The organism is Euzebyales bacterium (genome assembly GCA_035461305.1).
Lineage (GTDB): Bacteria > Actinomycetota > Nitriliruptoria > Euzebyales > JAHELV01 > JAHELV01.
In genome coordinates, this window is sequence record DATHVN010000001.1 from 1 (window position 1) to 18,142 (window position 18,142).

At 71.5% G+C, this 18,142-nt stretch carries 16 protein-coding genes; 8 read left to right on the forward strand and 8 right to left on the reverse strand.

Going from position 1 to position 18,142, the window contains the following annotated elements:
- Positions 1 to 157: 157 nt before the first annotated feature.
- The gene (locus VK923_00005; GenBank protein HSJ43050.1) at positions 158 to 547 is read right to left on the reverse strand and encodes a hypothetical protein; all 390 of its coding nucleotides are present in this window, start codon (positions 545 to 547) and stop codon (positions 158 to 160) included.
- Between the two features lie 253 nt (positions 548 to 800).
- On the opposite strand from VK923_00005, the gene VK923_00010 reads away from it, so the two are divergent.
- A complete protein-coding gene (locus VK923_00010) occupies positions 801 to 1,601 on the forward strand; it encodes an AAA family ATPase (protein HSJ43051.1) in 801 nt (266 codons plus the stop codon).
- A 324-nt stretch (positions 1,602 to 1,925) separates the two neighbouring features.
- On the opposite strand, the gene VK923_00015 is transcribed toward VK923_00010, so the two are convergent.
- The 4 genes from VK923_00015 to clpS form a co-directional block, all read right to left on the reverse strand.
- On the reverse strand, positions 1,926 to 3,767 hold the full coding sequence (locus tag VK923_00015; protein HSJ43052.1) for a DEAD/DEAH box helicase: 1,842 nt from the start codon (positions 3,765 to 3,767) through the stop codon (positions 1,926 to 1,928).
- Positions 3,768 to 4,573: 806 nt separating this feature from the next.
- Positions 4,574 to 5,194, reverse strand: a complete 621-nt coding sequence (locus VK923_00020) for a TetR/AcrR family transcriptional regulator (GenBank protein HSJ43053.1) — start codon at positions 5,192 to 5,194, stop codon at positions 4,574 to 4,576.
- 42 nt (positions 5,195 to 5,236) lie between these two features.
- A complete protein-coding gene (locus VK923_00025) occupies positions 5,237 to 5,698 on the reverse strand; it encodes a DUF2017 family protein (protein ID HSJ43054.1) in 462 nt (153 codons plus the stop codon).
- Positions 5,699 to 5,746: 48 nt separating this feature from the next.
- On the reverse strand, positions 5,747 to 6,046 hold the full coding sequence (gene clpS, locus VK923_00030) for an ATP-dependent Clp protease adapter ClpS (protein ID HSJ43055.1): 300 nt from the start codon (positions 6,044 to 6,046) through the stop codon (positions 5,747 to 5,749).
- 325 nt (positions 6,047 to 6,371) lie between these two features.
- Here clpS and VK923_00035 point away from each other — a divergent pair, with 325 nt between their 5' ends.
- Positions 6,372 to 7,034, forward strand: coding sequence for a hypothetical protein (locus VK923_00035; GenBank protein ID HSJ43056.1), 663 nt, complete (start codon positions 6,372 to 6,374; stop codon positions 7,032 to 7,034).
- A 91-nt stretch (positions 7,035 to 7,125) separates the two neighbouring features.
- Here the strand turns inward: VK923_00035 and ligD are convergent, their stop codons facing one another.
- Complete coding sequence (gene ligD / locus VK923_00040) at positions 7,126 to 9,642, reverse strand: non-homologous end-joining DNA ligase (protein HSJ43057.1); 2,517 nt, start codon at positions 9,640 to 9,642, stop codon at positions 7,126 to 7,128.
- Positions 9,643 to 9,777: 135 nt separating this feature from the next.
- Here ligD and VK923_00045 point away from each other — a divergent pair, with 135 nt between their 5' ends.
- The 6 genes from VK923_00045 (at position 9,778) to VK923_00070 (ending at position 14,544) form a co-directional block, all read left to right on the forward strand.
- Positions 9,778 to 10,632 carry a Ku protein gene (locus tag VK923_00045; protein HSJ43058.1) on the forward strand — a complete coding sequence of 285 codons (855 nt, stop codon included), beginning with the start codon at positions 9,778 to 9,780 and terminating at the stop codon, positions 10,630 to 10,632.
- On the forward strand, positions 10,632 to 11,162 hold the full coding sequence (locus VK923_00050; protein ID HSJ43059.1) for an FxsA family protein: 531 nt from the start codon (positions 10,632 to 10,634) through the stop codon (positions 11,160 to 11,162). The genes VK923_00045 and VK923_00050 overlap by 1 nt, the downstream gene beginning before the upstream one ends.
- A 31-nt stretch (positions 11,163 to 11,193) precedes the next feature.
- Entirely contained in the window at positions 11,194 to 12,111 is a 918-nt protein-coding gene (locus VK923_00055) for a PD-(D/E)XK nuclease family protein (GenBank protein ID HSJ43060.1), read from the forward strand.
- A gap of 229 nt (positions 12,112 to 12,340) precedes the next feature.
- On the forward strand, positions 12,341 to 13,156 hold the full coding sequence (locus VK923_00060; GenBank protein HSJ43061.1) for an HAD-IB family hydrolase: 816 nt from the start codon (positions 12,341 to 12,343) through the stop codon (positions 13,154 to 13,156).
- Positions 13,149 to 14,207, forward strand: coding sequence for a Fic family protein (locus tag VK923_00065; protein ID HSJ43062.1), 1,059 nt, complete (start codon positions 13,149 to 13,151; stop codon positions 14,205 to 14,207). The genes VK923_00060 and VK923_00065 overlap by 8 nt, the downstream gene beginning before the upstream one ends.
- A 184-nt stretch (positions 14,208 to 14,391) precedes the next feature.
- The gene (locus VK923_00070; GenBank protein ID HSJ43063.1) at positions 14,392 to 14,544 is read left to right on the forward strand and encodes a hypothetical protein; all 153 of its coding nucleotides are present in this window, start codon (positions 14,392 to 14,394) and stop codon (positions 14,542 to 14,544) included.
- A 189-nt stretch (positions 14,545 to 14,733) separates the two neighbouring features.
- Here the strand turns inward: VK923_00070 and VK923_00075 are convergent, their stop codons facing one another.
- Both VK923_00075 and VK923_00080 read right to left on the reverse strand, forming a co-directional pair.
- Positions 14,734 to 16,041, reverse strand: coding sequence for a nicotinate phosphoribosyltransferase (locus VK923_00075; GenBank protein HSJ43064.1), 1,308 nt, complete (start codon positions 16,039 to 16,041; stop codon positions 14,734 to 14,736).
- A gap of 49 nt (positions 16,042 to 16,090) precedes the next feature.
- The gene (locus VK923_00080; GenBank protein HSJ43065.1) at positions 16,091 to 18,124 is read right to left on the reverse strand and encodes an ATP-dependent DNA helicase UvrD2; all 2,034 of its coding nucleotides are present in this window, start codon (positions 18,122 to 18,124) and stop codon (positions 16,091 to 16,093) included.
- Positions 18,125 to 18,142: the final 18 nt, after the last annotated feature.

Genomic DNA, 18,142 nt, shown 5'->3' on the forward strand with positions numbered 1-18,142 from the left:
CCCGGTGGCCACAGGTCACCGCGGTGGGAGGAGTGGACAACACGCTCTGAGACGGGTTTGTTCGGCAGGTCGAGCTCCGGCCGCACGTCATCCGCCGGGTTTCGACGCGGCGAAGGCGCGGTCGCACGCCGGGCGTCGCCCAGTCGTCGCGGGATGGTCACACGCATGTAGGCCGCCCGGTGAACGGTGCCGTCACAACTCGTGGCATGCGCGTCGTGTCACGTCGTCCCCGCTCGATCTCCACACGTCGTGGCGACGGGGTGATGTGGCACCGGCACCGGCGCGGCCATGCGCGGCCACCGCGGTGCGCATCATGAGGATCCTGCAGGTTGCCGACGTTGACGTTGCGCTCGATGGCGGTCCTCCGGGGCGGCGGTCGCGGTCGCGCTCCCCGAGGCGGACGGGCCAGGCCGGGTTCCGACGACTCGGTCCCGGGCAGCGGGTGGTCGAGGTGCAGCAGGGTCGCATTGGCCGCCGCGGCACGGTGGGCGCGCAGCTCGTCGATGGTGATCTGCAGCAGCTCGAGGAGCTCGTCCTCGGCGCCCAAGCTCGTTGCTGCTGTCGGTCGTCAGTGACGTGTTGTCGGACATCTCCATGCTCCGAGTGCGATCGGGTAGCGACGTGGTGTCGACATCGGTCGCTCGCCCCGCCTCTTGAGGAAGATGGCGCAGATCATACTAAAGGTAGTCGTATGTATACACATGGTTGAACATGTGTTCGTGCCTCGATGCGTTGGACCAGCGTCGCCCGCAATGGTGTGATGGCGGCGATCCGCCCACACGACGACAGGAGCCCAGGGCGTGACCGCGACCGTGTACGCTGTCGCCAACCAGAAGGGCGGCGTGGCGAAGACGACCACCGTCGTGTCGCTCGCTGCGGCGCTGACCGACCTTGACCTCGCCGTCCTCGCCATCGACCTCGACCCCCAGTCCGCGCTGACGTTCAGCCTGGGGTACGACGCCGAGCAGCTCGCGCCGACGATGCATGACGTCCTGGGGCGCAGCGAGCCGATCGAGCACGTCATCCACCAGCACGCCGAGACCGACGTCGCGGTCTCCAACAGCGACCTCGCTGGCACGGAGGTCACGCTGGCCAGCCGCGCCGGGCGTGAGTTCCGGTTGCGCCGCGCGCTGGTGCCGCTGCGCGAGACCTATGACGTCGTGTTGATCGACTGCCCGCCGTCGCTGGGCGTCCTCACCCTGAACGGCCTGACGGCGGCGGATCGGCTGCTCGTCCCGGTGCAGTGCGAGACGCTGGCGCACCGCGGGGTCGCCCAACTGCTCGAGACGGTCGCGGACGTACGGCAACTGACGAACCGGGACCTGCGGATCGCCGGCTTCGTGGCGACGATGTACGACAGCCGGACGAGGCACGGCGCCGCCGTGATCGCCGACGTCGCCTCGCGCTACGACATGCCCCTGCTCGGGGTCCCGGTGCGCGCCAGCGTCCGGTTCGCCGAGGCGCCCCACGCCGGACGGTCCATCCTGTCCTACGCGGGGCGGGTGCCCGGTGCCGCCGCCTACCGGGTGATCGCCGCAGAGCTCGTGGGCGTGCCCGTCCCTGACGACGTCCGGCGTGCAGCCGAGGGGGCGCGCCGATGAGTGGGTTCGATCGCATCAGCACACCGGATGCCACCCCCGAGGCGCGCGGCCGTCACGACGGTCGGCGCGCGGTATGCACCGGCGCCGCCGATGGACGCGGGGCAGGGGCCGGTGGCTGGTGTGCACGGTGGAGTGTGCGCGCTGCTCGAACAGCCGCGGCGTCGGTCCGACCCGGCTGCTGCTCGCCTGCCTGCCGTTCGCGCTGGTGGTGCCGTGGCGTGACCACCACATGCTCGCGCGCTGCCCGTCGTGCGCATGCATGGCATGGCTCCGCGTGTGCTACGCGGCGGACGAGGCCGACTGCCGTCGGGGCCCGTCCGCGGATCAGGGCAGGTGGGTGATGCGCAGCGGTCGGTTCAGCGTCGGCCGGCCGTCGCCACGCGGATCGCCGCCCATCGTCACCGGGGCCGGCTTCTCGCGCCCTCCGTCCGCCCGGTCGTCCTCGGTGGCACGACGGCTGTCGTCCCGGCCCGACCGCCGGTCACCGCGGCCGGAGCGGCGCCGCCGCGACCCCCGGGACCCGCGGGAGGACCGCCCGCTCCTCGCGCCGGTTGCGCCACCGCCCGTCGACGCACCGGTCTGGTCGCCGCGCTTCTGCTGCCGGTCCCCCTCCGTGGTCGAGCCGTCCCGGCCGTCGGCGTCGGTCGTCGTCGAATCGGAACCTGTTTCCGTCGTCGGGCTGTCCTTCGTCGCCGCCGAGGCGTCTCCCGTCGCGGTTGCGGCGCCGTCGGCCGACGCGTCGTCGCCTCCGCCGGGCGTCGCGTCACGCTGACCGCGCGCCGCGGTGCCGGTGAGCGTGCGGCGGCGCCGACGCCGGCGTGTGCGTGGTCGGGGGTCGGGCCGGGTGGCAGGTCCGGGCGTTGTGGGCCCGTCGGTGTCCTTGTCGGACACGGACGCGCTGGCTTCACGACCGGTGTCGCGGGTCGTGGTGCGAGCACGGTCACGTTGCCTTGCCTTGCCGTCGGCCTCGCCCCGCCCCCCACCGGTGCGCGCGGTGGTGGCCACGGTTCCGAACAGGTCGTCGAGGATCGGCGACGTCGACAGCACCTCCTCGGTCGGCCGGTCGATGTCGAGTGCGCGCTTGATCATGTCGAGTCGCGCGAGCTCGTTCCACACGGCCAGCGTGACGGCGACGCCGTCCGCGCCGGCACGGCCGGTCCGGCCGATGCGATGCAGGTACATGCGCTCGTCGTCGGGGCAGTCGTAGTTGATGACGTGGGTGACGTCGTCGATGTCGAGGCCACGAGCGGCGACCTCGGTCGCGCACAGCACGTCGACCGTCCCCTTGCGGAACTTCACCAGTGCGCGTTCGCGGGCGTCCTGCCGTAGGTCCGAGTGGATGACGCCCGCGTCGATCTTCCGGTCTCGCAGCTCGGACGCCAGCACGTCGGCCATGCGCTTGGTGCGAGTGAAGATCAGAGTCCGCCCACGCCCCGGTGCGGCGAGGATCCGCGCGACCACGGCGGGCTTGTCCAGGCGGTGGCAGGCGAAGAAGTGCTGCCGGGTCCTGGGCGCCAGGCGCTGCTGCTGCTCGACGTCGGTGCGCATGAACGTCGGCTTGTCCATGTAGCGACGTGCCAGCTTGACGACCTCCGACGGCATGGTCGCGCTGAACAGCAGCGTCTGTCGGTCGACTGGGCATCGCTCAATCAGCTGCTCGACATCGGGCAGGAACCCCATGTCGAGCATCTCGTCGGCCTCGTCCAGGACGAGCGCCGAGACATCCGACAGGTCCAGCAGGCGCCGGCGGCACAGGTCGAGCAGGCGCCCCGGGGTGCCCACGACGATGGAGGCACCCGCCGCGATCGCCTCGGACTGCGGGTCGATCGCACGCCCGCCGTACGCGGCGACCGCCTGCACGTTGCGGGTCGCGCCGGCGATCGTCAGGTCGTCGTGCACCTGCAGGCACAGCTCCCGCGTCGGCACGATCACCAGCGCCTGGATGTGCCCGGCATCGGGGTCGACCCGCTGCACGAGCGGGATGCCGAAGGCCAGCGTCTTGCCTGTGCCGGTGCGGGCCTGGCCGATCAGGTCGGCGCCGGCGAGGGCCATCGGCAGGGACAGCTCCTGGATCGGGAAGGGCGCGGTGATGCCGGCATCGGCCAGCGCCTTGACGACGACGGTGTCGACTCCCAGGTCCTCGAACGAACGTACATCGGTGGTCACGAGTTCACATATCCTCCCGGCCGCGACAACGCCGGCCGCGGATGGCTCATGGGTCGCCGCGTCGTGCCGGCGACAGCCGTAGATGCGCCGAGCCCGAGCGGGCGGGGTCGTGGCGGGGCACAGCCGGTGTCCGCAGGACGGTGAGGCGTCCACACGACCTGTACCCAGCGTAGCAACGCCCACCCCGAGCGGCGTCCAGGCCCGACGGCGTGGCACGGTGGTTCGGCAGCCCGCGATCCAGGAGGACGTCATCGCCGCCATCGACCTCGCAGACGCGCCCATCCTGGTCGTCTCCTGGTCGTTGGCGCCTGGTCGTTCCTGGTCGTTGGCGCCACCGGCGGGGTCGACCTCGTCGTCAGCACTGCGCGGGTGGTCGACCTCCGGCGTCCTCGCCGACCTGTCCAGCGACACGCGAGGAACCTGCTCATGCTGACACGTCCGTGCCGATGCTGCTACGCCCCCGTCCAAGCTGGGGACGTCATGCGCAGGGCGCCCTCGGTCGAGATCGGTGAGGGGCGTGATCGCCAGCAACTCTGCCGTGGTCCCCGAGCGGCCGATGCCGGGCCTGGCGCCCACTGCGCCAGCAGGACCGCGCTGACCGGCTTCGACGCCGGGCTCACGCGGGAGGCCCCGCCGCAGGGGGATCCGCGTGCTCGACGTCCGCCCGCCCACACCGCGACCGGCCTGGCCAGCCACCCGATCGCGGGCAGTGCACAGTCGCTCCCGACGGCCTGGGCCCGCATGACGCGCCGAGTGCACCGTCGACGCGATCGCCGAGGGTGGGAGCGAGCTTGCCAGCGCGCGTTCTAGGCGGTCCGGGCCTCCTGGTCGGACCGACCGTCGTGGTCGTGTCGCGGACCGAACGAGCCCAGGCCGCGCCAGGCCAACTGCGCAGCCAGCCGCGCCGCTTCGCCGCGGTCGACGTCGTAGTGCTCGGACCACCAGCGTGCCCCGTCGGTCGCCAGCCCGCGCAGGGCCGCGGCGAGGAACAGTGCGCTTGCCCGATCCAGGCCGGCGTCCTCCGAGATCAGGTCGGCGACCACGTGAGTGACACGCCGGTGCGCGGCGCTGACCTCGTCATGCACTTCGTCGTCGGACCGCTCGGCCGAGAAAACGAGCCGGAACCGCGGATCGTCGACGAACGCGAAGTACGCGGCGGTGGCGCCTTCCACGCGCGCGCGGTTGTCCGTGGTCCCCTCGAGTGCCGCGCGCACGTGGCTCTCCATCTCGCGGACGGCGTCGCGTACCAGCGCAAGGTACAGGTCGCGCTTCGACGGGAAGTGCTGGTACAGCACGGGCTTGCTGACCCCGGCAGCGTCGGCGAGCTGCTCCATCGAGACGCCGTGGTAGCCGTAGTCGGCGAACATGCGACCGGCGATGCGCTCGAGCTGTGCGCGCCGCGCGCCGGCGCTGAGACGGGTTGCCATGACGGGCCCAGCCTACGGCCTGCGCAGGACCGGTCCCACGCCTCAGGCGTCGAGGCCGCCGAGCAGCAGGTCGAGCAGCTCCTCCTGGAGTGCACCGACGTGCCACAGCACGATCTCGGCGGGCTCCGCGGTCTCGCGGTCGATGTTCCAGTCGCTCTCGGTACGGATGCCGACGACCTGCGCGAGCACCAACCGCAGGTCGTGCAGCACGGCCAGCCAGGACTGCACCTGGTCCTCGTCGAGGTTGACCAGCCAGGTGCGTCCTCGCGCACGGCCGGCGTCCAGCGTGGTCACGACGTCGTCGAGCGCCGCGCGGCGCTGGTCGACCAGGTCGTCGCCCACGAGGCGACGGAACTCGGCCTCGCGCTCGGGCTCGATGTAGGCCGCGGGGAACAGGCGCTCGCGGAGGTGCTCCACGCCCTCCTCGCCGTCGATGACGGCCAGCAGCTGCGGCAGCAGCGAGCTCAGCAGCGCGCGCTCGGTCGCCGGCAGCCGCAGCTGCACGTGACCGTCGGAGGTCCTGCGGAACCGGCGCACGTCCCCGAGGCGTCCCTATTCGCGCTGCAGCGTGGCCTGCAGGCCGTGGGCGTGCAGGCGGTGGACGTCGAACTCGCTCTTCTCACGCGGTCCGCTGGCGACGACCGCCTTGCCGTTGTTGTGGACGTGCAGCATCAGCCGCGTCGCCGTGGACTCGTCGTAGCCGAACAGCTTGCGCAGCACGTAGACGACGTGGGACATCAGCGTGACCGGGTCGTTCCACACGATCACGTTCCACGGCAGGTCCGGTTCGTCGTGGTCGTCCGGCACCTCGGTCCGGTCCGGCACGATCACGGGCGCGGTGCTCGCATCCACGACTGCAGCCTACAGTGTGGCGGCTGGCACGACCGCCCGGCCGGGGTGGTCCGTGACGTCATGTTCACCACGCAGGAGGCGGCGTGGCCGAACTCTGGGACCCGGTACGACCGTTCAGCCGTGCCCTGGTGGTGGTCCATCCCGACGACGCCGAGTTCGGGGGCGGCACGATCTCGCCCACGGGTCCGCATGGGCACGCCAACGCGCTACGTCGTGGTCACCGACGGCACGTCGGGGTCTGCGGACCCGGACATGACGCGCGACCGACTGGCGGTGCTGCGCCGTGACGAGCAGCCCGCCGCCTGTGCGTCACTCGGTGTGACAGATGTCGAAGTTCCTGGGGTACGCCGACGGGTACCTGAAGCCGACGATCCCCGCCCGACGCGACGTCGCCGCCGCGATCCGCCGGCACCGTCCCGAGGTCGTCGTCACGCTCGATCCGAGCACCCGATGGTCATCCGACGGCTACATCACCCCCGGACCACCGTTCGGTCGGCGACCTGGTGCTGCACTCGGTCAACTCGGCGGCTTCGACCAGGCTGTGGGACCCGTCGCTGCTCACGAGGGCCTCGAACCAGGGGACGTCGCCGAGCTGTGGATGATGACGTTCGGCACCGGCGACGCGGTGGTCGACATCAGCGAGACGTTCGTCGTCAAGCTCGCGGCGCTGCGCGCCCATGTGTCCCAGCTCGGGGAGTGGGAGCCCGAACCGCTGAGGCGCGAGGTGAACGAGGCGCTGGGCGCGGTCGTGGATCGGCCGCTGTCGAGGGCTTCACGGTGCTGCGCTGGCGCGCTTAACGCGACAGACGTGGCCCGGCACCAGACACGGTCCGACGCACTCACGCCTCCCGCTCCTGAGAGGTGTCGTCAATGTCGGGGTGGTGTCGTCAACGCTGGGGTGTGGGCAGGACTTCGGCTCTTGCACGAACCGTCGCCCCCACCTCGAAGTTCGTGGGCCCAAGCCGGTGTTGCGACGTTCGGGGTGTAGCGAAGTTCGGGGTGGTGTAGCGAAGCTCGGGGTGGTGGTGGTAGTTCGGGTTGGGCGCGACGTTGTGCCCCACTCGAAGTTCGCGCGCAGTTCAGGACGGCAGGTGGGGGAGGTCGGTCAGCAGGCACTGGCGAGGGTGGACGTCGTCGCGACGGCCCAGGTAGGTCGGTGCGCGCAGGCGCAGCGCCTCGGTGACCTCGCCGTACTCGACGGTGCAGACCAGCTCGGGGCGGACCCAGTGCGCGTCGGCCGACAGCTCGTCGTCGGGCAGGAACGGCCGGTCGTCGACCGCGAGGTCGCGGAACCGCCAGGCAAGCTCCGCCCGCTCGCGCTCCGTCAGCCCGGACCCGACCCGCGCGACCCAGCGCAGGTCCGGCCCGTCCCACAGCCCGACGAGCAGACTGTACGGCTCGGTGCCGCTCGGGGAGTCCGACTTCGGCAGCCATCCACCGATCACGCCGTCGACGGTGTGGCGCACCTTGACCTTCACCCAGTCGGCGCTGCGCTGGCCCGGTCGGTACGGCGCGTCGGTCCGCTTGCCCACGATGCCCTCGAGACGCGCCTGGGTCGCAGCGTCGAACACCGCGGTGCCCTGGCTGCCGAGCACCTCACTGCGCCGCAGTGGCCCGCCGGGGACCAGCAGGTCGTCGAGCCTGGCCTGTCGTTGCTCGGTGCCCAGGCCGGTGAGGTCCTCGCCGTCGACGGCGAGCACGTCGAACGCCACATAGGTCACGGGGATCTCGCGGGCCATCCGGCGCGCCATGTGCTCGTCTCGGATGTTCATGCGCCGCTGCAGGCGTTCGAACGACGGCCGGCCCTCGCGGTCGAACGCCACGATCTCACCGTCGAGCACGGCGCTCCACGCGAGCACCCGCTCCCACAGTCCTGCGAGGTCGGGGTAGGTCGCGGCCACCTCGTTGCCGCGCCGGGTCCGCAGCGTGGTGCCGTGGGGTCGGCCCAGCCCCGGCCGGGTGCACGTCGCGATCGCCCGGACGCCGTCCCACTTGATCTCGAAGGTCCACCGTGGGTCGTCGAACGCCGCGTCGCGCGTGGCTGCGAGCATCGGGGCGTAGGTCCCGGGCGGCGCCGGCACGTCGATCCCATCGTCCATGCGCGACACCAGCCACTGCGACGCCTCGTTGCCGCGCGGCCGGAACAGATGCCATACGCCGCGGTGGCGGCGGCCGTGGAGGCGGAACGTCACCTTGTCGTCGGCCCACTCCCGCACGTCGTAGTCACCGGTGTCCCAGATGCGCATCGACCCCGCGCCGTACTCGCCGGCGGGGATCTCACCCGAGAAGTCGAGGTACTTCATCGGGTGGTCCTCGGTCTGCACCGCGAGGTGGGGCTCACCGCGGACGAGGGGCAGGCCCTTGGGCACCGCCCACGACCGCAGCGTCCCGCCCCGCTCGAGTCGCAGGTCGTGGTGCAGGCGGGAGGCCAGGTGGTGCTGGATCACGAATCGCGGGCCGCGCGCCTCGTCGGTCTCGGGCTCGTCGCCGCTCGGCTCCGGGGTCCGCTCGAAGTCGCGGATCGCCGCGTAGGGCGCGAGGTCACCCGGCTCCTCAGATGCGTCCCCATCCTCGGCGGCCGCCTCTTCCCTGGGCGTCGCGAGGCGGTGGTGTGGCTCGACGGGGCCTGGCGGGGGCAGACCCAGCGCGGCCATGGCCGACTCGAGCCGTTGTCCGCCCGCGAGCACGGGCGCGAACAGCTCGCTGCGCAGTGCCAGGTGCGGCCCGAAGGTGGCGATGGTGAAGTCCTGCGGCACGACGTCTCCGGCGACCTCGTCCCACGTCAGGGGCGTGGCCACGGGTGCATGGGGCTCGGGCCGCAGGCTCCACGTCGCCGCGATGTTGCGGCCCTCGGTGTTCATGTTGTGATCCAGGAACACCTTGCCGTCGCGTCGGTCGACGTCCCACACCATGGTCGTCCGCGCGGGGTCGGCGCGGTTGATCAGGGCGCAGCAGCGCTCGACAAAGGCGCGGACGTCGCCGTAGGCGTGCACCGGATCGAGCGGTAGGTAGACCTGCATGCCAGTGGCCCCCGAGGTCCGTGCGTACCCACGCAGCCCGAGCTGCTCCAGAATCGCCCGGACGTGCAGCGCCACGTCGCGCACGACCGGGAAGCCGACGCCGAAGGGGTCGAGGTCGAAGAAGGCGTAGTCGGGAGCGCCGAGCGATGTGACCCGGCTGTGCCACGGGTGCAGCTCGATGCAGCCGAGGTTGGCCAGCCAGCCCAGGCTCGCGCGGTCGGTGGGCACGACGTAGTCGATGCGGGCGCTCGACCTGATCGCGACGACCGGGGCGGTGGTGATCCACTCCGGCGTGTGCGGCGGTGCCTGCTTGGCGTAGAAGAAGTCGCCGAACGCTCCGTCGGGCATGCGCTTCATTGTCAGCGGCCGCTCGCGGACGTAGGGCAGCACCGCATCGGCGACCGTCAGGTAGTAGGCGACGACGTCGCCCTTCGTGTAGCCCTCGTCGGGCCAGAACACCTTGTCGAGGTTGGTCAGCCGCACCTCGCGCCCGTCGATGTCGGCATACCACGCGTCCCGCCGCCGCTCCATCGGCGGCAGCGCATTCCACGGCAGGGTGAACGGCCCGTCACCCACGGCGCGTCAGGGCGGGGCGAGGCAACTGCATGCACGCATTGTGACGCGGCACGTCCCGCGCGAACACCCGGTGCCACGCACGGTCGGCGGACATATGCTCATCAGTACCGGCGATCTACGGCGAAAGAGCGTGACATGCCGAGAAGTCTGTGGAAGGGCACGCTGTCGTTCGGCCTGGTCACGATCCCGGTACAGCTGTTCAGCGCGACCGAGAACCGCACGCCGAGCTTCAACCAGCTGCGCGAGTCGGATCACAGCCGGATCTCCTACAAGCGCGTCGCCAAGGCCGACGACGAGGAGGTCTCCTACGACGACATCGTCAAGGGCTATGAGTACGCACGCGACCACTACGTGGTGTTCACCAAGGACGAGCTCGACAGCCTCCGGCCCGCGTCCAGCAGGTCCATCGAGATCGAGCAGTTCGTCCCGCTCGAGCAGATCGACCCGATCTACTTCGACCGCACCTACTACCTGGCGCCTGAGCCGTCGGGCGCGAAGGCCTACGCGCTGCTCGCCGAGGCGATGACCGACGGCGGCAGCGTCGCGGTGTGCCGCATCACCCTGCGCGACAAGGAGTACCTGGCCACGCTCCGCCTGCTCCCCGGCCGGCCCCGCGTCCGCGACGAGTCCGATGATGACGCCGAGGACACGTCAGGTCCGCTGTTCGTGCTCGAGACCATGCACTGGCCGGACGAGATCCGCGCGTTCGACCTCGGCGAGGTGGACATCGACGAGATGCCCGAGCCACGCGACAAGGAGGTCGAGATGGCCAAGCAGCTCATCGCGAGCCTCACCGAGGACTTCGACCCCACGCAGTACCACGACACCTACCGCGAGCGGGTGCACGAGGCGGTCGAGGCCAAGGTCGAGGGCCAGGAGGTCACCGTCACCGAGGAGGCGGAGGAGGAGGCGCCGGTCGTCGACCTCATGGCCGCGCTGCGCCAGTCTGTCGAGCGGGCTGAGGAGCGACGCAAGCAGGAGGCCTCGTGATGCGCCTGGTCCTGGTCGTCGCCTTCATCGTCGTCCCGCTGCTCGAGCTCGCCATCATCATCCAGGTCGGCGATCTCATCGGTGCAGCGCCGACCATCCTGCTGCTGCTGGCCGTCTCGCTGGCGGGTGCCTGGCTCGTGCGGCGCGAAGGGACGCGAGCGTGGATCAGGTTCACGGACGCGCTGCGCAGCGGTCGCGTTCCCGCCGACGAGGTGCTCGAGGGCGCCATGGTGCTGTTCGGCGGTGCGCTGCTGCTCACGCCGGGGTTCGCCACCGACGCGGTCGGCCTGCTGCTGATGATCCCTCCGATCCGCGCGGTGATCGCAGTGACGCTCAAGCGGCGCCTCGGTGCGCGCTTCACCGTGACGTCGCTGAGCGGCACGGCGGGACGCCGCCCACCGCAGGCGCGGCGGCGGGACGAGGTGGTCGACGTCGAGGTCGTCAACATCGAGCGCAGCGGCGACCGTGCGGGCACCGGCACGACCACGCGTAACGGGGATATCCACAGCAACGGCACCGGTTCCGCCTGATCCGCCCGCGCAGTGCCTACGCTGCGCAGGTGTGATCCGTACACCGACGCAGCAGCGCGCGTGGGACGACCTGCTCGCTGTCCACCAGCCACGCCCGGCACCGGACCCCTCGTGGGTGCCGGGCCTGCGCGTTCGAGTCGAGCGCGCCGCCGAACGCGCGGCAGGGCACCTCGAGCAGGGCGTGACGCTGCGGGTCAACAAGACAGCGCTCGACGCGCTGGACTGTGACGGCCGCTACCTGGACCTGCGGACTCAGCCGTTCACGTGGTCCGAGCGGCTGCTGGCGGGCAAGCTCGCCCACCGCGCGATCGAGCTCGACCACGCCGGCGGGTTCCAGCGGCCCGTCACCGAACTCGTCACCCACGTCTGGATGGAGACCGCGACCGACCGCGGGTCGGCCGCCGCGTTCGTTGCGGCCCTGTGCGGCGTCGCCGCCGACAGCCTGCGTGGCACCGTGACCGAACGGGTCATCACCTTCCGCGAGTCGTTCCCCGTGCTGCCCTCGTCGGCGGAGGTGCGCGCGGAGAAGCCCTACACCGTCCGGCTGGCGGACGGCGCCGTCATGCTGCGCGGTGTGCCCGACCTGGTGCTGGGTCGCGCGACCGCGCGCGAGCGCCGCGTGCTGCTCGTCGACCTCAAGACCGGCAGCCGCAGCGGCCGACACCTGCACGACATGCGCTTCTACGCGCTGCTGGCGACCCTGGCCACCGGCGTCGCGCCGTTCCGTGTGGCGACCTACTACCTCGATGAGGCGTCCTGGGAGCACGAGGACATCGAGTTGGACCACCTCGAGGCCGCCGCCCGCACGGTCGCCGCGAAGGTCGAGCGCGCGGGGGAGCTGGTCGACGCGCCGCCGCCGGCCGACCAGCTGCGCCTTGAGCCGGGCCCCGCGTGCCGCTGGTGCACGCGTTCCGCCGTGTGCCCGGTGAGCACCGCCGACTTCGACTGACCTCGAGCAGCGTAGCGGTAGGTCGCGGCCAGACCTCGAGCAGCGTAGCGGCAGGTCGCGGACTGATCGCACGTGACCGGTACCGTGGCGGTCCACCGTCGGCGCGGGTGCCGACGGGACCGGATCGGGCCGCCGGCCGACCTGCCGCCGGTGCTCTGCCGAGCACCCCCGGTCCGCAGGACACGCGTCCGCCACGATCACCGACTGACTCCCACCGCATGGGGCCACGATGACCACAGCAGCAGCCTTCTTCGACCTCGACCGCACGCTCATGTCCGGCAGCAGCGCCTACTACTTCGGCAAGGCCGCCTACCGCGAGGGCCTGCGTCCCTGGCACCGCATGCTCAGCGACGTCGTCGCCACGCTGGTGTTCCGCGCGTTCGGTGCGTCCGACGAGAAGTCCGAGGCCGTGCGTGACGCGATCCTTGAGAGCGTCGCAGGCAAGGCGGCCGCCGACCTGCACCGCATGGCGCCCGGGGTCATCGAGGAGATCCTCCCGCAGATCCGTCCCGAGGCGCAGGCCCTGCTCGACATGCACGAGGCCGCGGGACGTGACGTCTACATCGTGTCCGCGAGCCCGGTCGAGATCGTCGGAGAGTTGGCACGGTCGCTGGGCATCGAGGGCGGTCTGGGTACCGTCAGCGAGATCGTCGACGGCGTCTACACCGGTCGTCTCGACGGGCCGTTCCTGTTCGGCGAGGGCAAGGCAACCAAGATCCGCGAGATCGCCCAGCAACGTGGTTACTTCCTGCAGGACTGCTACGCCTACAGCGACTCCGGCAGCGACCTGCCGATGATGCAGTTGGTCGGCAACCCGGTCGCGGTCAACCCGGATCGCGCGCTGCAGGCCGTGGCCCACCGACGCGGCTGGCCCGTGGTGGAGTTCAACCTGACCGGACGCCGCCGGCGGCGCACGGCCCTGTCCGGCGGCTTCGGTGTGATCGCCGCGACCGGCGGCTACGTCCTCGGGCGCATCCACACGGAGCGGCAGATCCGTCGACTGCTCGACCAGACCACCACCAGACGGTGGCGGCGTCGTGACTGAGCGCCTCCGGCTGACCTCGCCCTACATCGAGGTTCTCGAGGCGCAACGGGCCGCACTGGTCGCCGCGCTCGCGCCGGTGCTGACGGCCGATGACATCGACCTCGCCCACCGCGAGAGCGCGCGCTTGTCGGTGCGGTTGGACGCCAGCCCATTGGAGGAAAGGACCGCGGCCGCCGTCGACCGCGGCGAAGGCCCGGACCTGCCGGTCTCCGGCGGCGACCGCGACGGCGGGGGGTGGGCGTCGGCACTACGGCTGGAGGGCATGCCCAGCCAGGACATCGCCGCCATCGAGTACCGGGGCGTGCGCGCGGCGCAGGCCGAGGAGGCGGGGCTCGCGGCGACCTTCTTCGACGCGCCGGCCACCACCCTGGCACGCGTGCAGCGGCACGTCGCGGCAGGCCTGATCGACGACGAGCGGCTGGGCACCCTGCGCAGCACGAGCCGCGCGGTGCACGATGGTGCGCAGGGGCGGGTGATCTTCCACGCGCCCCCGCCCGAGCGGCTGCCCGATCTCCTCGCCGACCTCGACGCGTGGGTGCGTCGGGCACGCTCAGGGCACGATCCGCTGGTCATCGCAGGCGTCGTGCACGCCCGGCTGCTGCACTGGCGGCCGTTCGAGGCCGGCAACGGCCGCGTGGCGCGGCTGGCTTCACGGATCGCCCTCCGGGCCAGCGACGGCGATCCGTGGGGAATCGCGGTGCCCGAGCGCGTCCTGGTGCGCGATCCGCTGAGCTACGCGATCGAGATCGCCGCCACCATCCGGCGTCGCACCGACCTACGGCCCTGGAACGAGCGCGCGGCCGAGGCCGTGGTCGCGAGCCTGGAGCATGTCGCGCGTCGTCTTCGGCTCGCCCCCGAGGGCGTCGACGCGCGAGCAGTGCGTGCGGGCGGTGCGGTCGCCCCTGGCGACACGGTGACGGTGCCGCAGGTCGCAGGGGCGACGGGTCTGGACCGCGGTGCCGCACTGGTCCAGTGCAACCTGCTCTGCTGGGCGGGTGTGCTGTGCCGCGACGCGGGCACGCATGGGCTCAGGTATGTGCGGCCGACCTAGCCAGGACGTGTCCGATCGGGACGTGTCCGATCGGGCAGGAAGATCGGCCCCGAATCAATGGCATTATCCGCCTGCAGTTGCATGCTCCGATCGTGGTAGGGGATAATCTACGATCGTGATAGGAGCCGGTACACGGGGTAGGGCTCCGTGGCCAGGCGTGAGAGCCCTCAAGAGGAGAGCAAACGTGACCAAGCTTCGGAAGCACGCGGCAGCAATCGCGCTGGCCGGCCTGCTCGCATTGTTCGGTACCGCCTGTGCGTCTGACAGCGGTGGCGACGGTGGCGAGACAGAGGCGGGCGCGAGTGAGCCGGCAGCCACCTCGGAGGCCGCCAGCTGACAACCAGATCTCAGGCCGTGGTCCAACACGAGCGCACACGTCGCAGGTCGGTCCGCGGACACCAAAATCAGCACAGGCCCCCAGCCGAAACGGCGGGGGCCTGTCCCATTGTGCGGAGCTGTGGCCGGGCCGAGTGGGACGGGTGCGATGCCCCCGACCTGCAGCATGAGCGCGGTGGGACGCCGGCCATCACGGCCGGACCGCCTCGATCAGCTCGGCGCGCAGCGCGGACAGCTCGTCGCTGAGGCGGACCACGCGGCGGTGCCCGTCCTCGCCGAGCTGCGTGATGCCGTCCCGGCAGCGCGCAGCGATGGTGGCGATGTCGTCGGCGTCACGGCAGCGCCGACCGTCGTGCATGACCGGCGTGAGCAGGGCGTGCCCGTCGTGCTGTTCGTGGTCGAGGCCGACGATGTCTCCCGTCACGGTCCGCCACACCTGCTTGCGGCCCGGGTTGGACGTCTTCTCGGGTGACCCCGAGAGCTTGAGCGTCGGCCGGCCGGCGACCTCGGCAACCTTGTAGACGCCCGAGAACGTCGGGTCGCTGCGCGCAGTCACCATCGCCGTGCCGACGCCGTACGCGTCGATCGGTGCACCGGCGTCCTCGAGTGCGGCGATCCTCTCCGCGTCCAGATCCCCGGAGGCGATGATGGTGACGTCGTGCAGGTCGGCTGCATCCAGCTGCGCACGGGCGCCGCGGGAGAGCTCGTCGAGGTCACCCGAGTCGAGGCGGACCCCCCGCAGGCGGTGTCCGCGCTCCGCGAGCTCGCGGGCGACGGTGATCGCGTTGGGCATGCCGAGCGCGAGCGTGTCGTAGGTGTCGACGAGCAGCACGCAGTCGTCTGGGAACACCTCGGCGTACGCCCTGAAGGCGTCGAGCTCGCTGGGGAACGCCATGATCCACGAGTGCGCCTGCGTGCCGGACACCGCCAGGCCGAACCGCCGCGCGGCCTCGACGTTGGACGTGGCCGTGCAGCCTCCGATGACCGCGGCGCGGCTCGCCGTCAGCGCGCCGTTCGGGCCGTGGGCACGGCGGGCCCCGAACTCCAGCACCGGCTTGCCGCCGGCCGCCTGCACGACCGCGCGCGCGTGGCTGGCCACCAGCGAGGCGTAGGCCACGCGGTTGATCAGCAGGGTCTCGACCCACTGGGCCTGCAGCAGCGGTCCGGTGATCCGCATGAGCGGCTCGTTGCCGAAGACCGGCGTGCCCTCGGCGATCGCGAGCACCTCGCATGCGAAGCGCTCGCTGCGCAGGCGGTCGAGGAACGGGGCCGGGAGGCGGTCGAGCTCGGTGAGCCAGGTGATGTCGGCGTCGTCGAAGTGCAGGTCGTCCAGCTCGTCGACGACCTGCTCGACGCCCGCGAGCACGACCTGGTCGATCCCGCCGGGTGGGTGCCGGAAGAACAGGTCGAACGTGGCGGTCACATCGGCCATGTCGGCGTCTACGTAACCGGCCATCATGGTCAGCTCGTAGAAGTCCGTGAACAGCGCCTGGCTCACGACGGTGCCTGCCTGCCGCGGGCCTGCGCCGGCGGCGTGCCGCCGCAGGTCATGTCGGCATGTTCCCGCCGTCGCCGTCGCCGAGTGCAGCCGGCGCGAGCAGGCGAAGCAGTTCGCTGCCGTACCTGCGGACCTTGGTGGTGCCGAGGCCGTGGACCGCGAGCAGCTCGGTGACCGACGTGGGGCGGGTCGCTGCCAGCTCGGTCAGGGTGCGGTCGTTGAAGACGACGTAGGGCGGCACCTCGTCGCGCCGGGCCCGTTCCAGCCGCCAGGCCCGCAGCTCACCGGCGAGCCGGTTGTCACCCGTCGATGCCTTCGTCCTGCGTCCTTGGCGGCTGCGTTGGCTGATGTCGTCGAGGAAGCGCGACGGCCGGCGCTTGACCAGCTTCCCCGACCAGCCGGGACGTTGCTCGGCCCATGACATCCACAGATGGCGCCGCGCCCGGGTCATGCCGACGTACAGCAGCCGCCGCTCCTCAGCCAGGTCCTCTGCGGTCACCGCATAGGAGATCGGCACCATGCCCTCCTCGAGGCCGACCAGGCACACCGCGTCGAACTCGCTGCCCTTCGCCTTGTGCAACGTCAGCAGTGTGACAGCCGGCCGCGCGGGATGGGAGCCGCCGGACGTGCGCGCCCGCTCGGCGAGCTCGCGTACCACGCCGGCAAGATCGATGTTCTCGTGCTCGTCGACGATGCGGGTCACGAACTCGTACAGCGCCGACAGGTTGCGCCACCGCTGGCGGGCCGCCTGGCCGCTCGGCTCGCGCCGGGGATGCCAGCTCAGCCGCTCGCGCAGCAGCTGCTCCACGACGCGCTCAGGGGCGCGGGCCCCCGCCGGGCGCGTCCCGGGTTGCGGTGGCGGTGCACCGCTCGGGGCCGGGGGACGGTCGACGGCCTGGCGGATCGCCCGCAGGGCCTGGCGGACCTCGGTGCGTTCGAAGAAGCTGCGGTCACCGTGCACACGGGCCGGCACGCCGGCGCGCTCGAACGCCTCCTCCCACGCCTGGGTCTGGCTGTTGGTGCGGACGCACACGGCGATCTCGCCGACGGGGACGCCGTCGTCGATGAGGTCGCGGATCCAGTCCAGCGCACGCGCGCGCTCGACCCTGTCGTCGTCGCAGGCCATCAGCGTCGGGCGGGGGCCTTCGTCAACCTGAGCGCGCAGCTGCCTGGCGCCTGCCGAGCCCGCCCGCAGCAGCCGGTTCGCGACATCGAGGACGGGCGCGGTCGACCGGTAGTTGTCGGTCAGCGTCACGACGGTGGCGTCGGGGAACGACGCCTTGAAGTCCAGCAGGTACTCGCTGGTCGCACCCGAGAAGCTGTAGATGGTCTGATCAGGGTCGCCCACGACGCACAGCTCGTCTCGATCGCCCAGCCAGCGCCGCAGCAGCTGCCACTGCGCCGGGTTGACGTCCTGGAACTCGTCGACGGTGAAGAACCGGTAGCGGTCACGCACCTCGGTGGCCACCGCGTCATCGGTCATCAGGTCGGCGGCGACGTGGAGCATGTCGTCGAAGTCGATCAGGCCGCGCTCGGACTTGATCGCCTCGTACCGTGCGAACACCGCCGCCATCTGGGACGGGGGCAGTGGTGCGTCGCGGTGGCGGGCGGCCTGCTCGTAGCGCTCGGGTGCGACCAGGCGCGCCTTGGCCCACTCGATCTCGGCCGCGAGGTCTGAGGCCTCGACGCCAGCCGACCGCGCGACCGGCAGCAGCAGCGGCACCTTGCGGTCCAGCACGTCCGGCTGCGGGGTCTCGTGGGCGCGGGGCCAGAAGTACCGGATCTGGGCGAACGCCGCGGCGTGGAAGGTGGTCGCGCGCACGCGGCCCTCGATGCCCATGCGGTTCAGCCGCGCCTTGAGCTCGGCGGCGGCGCGCTCGGTGAAGGTCATGGCCAGCACCTGGTCGGCGCGGGCGACGCCGCTGTGGATCTGGTTGGCGATCCGGTGCGTGATGGTGCGCGTCTTGCCGCTGCCGGCGCCGGCGATGATGCACACCGCTCCTCGAATGGCGCAGACGGCGGCCGCCTGGTCCGGCGACAGGCCTGCGGTCAGCGGGTGGGCACGGGTCGGCGCGTCGGTCACGGTGTCGGGGCATGGAGG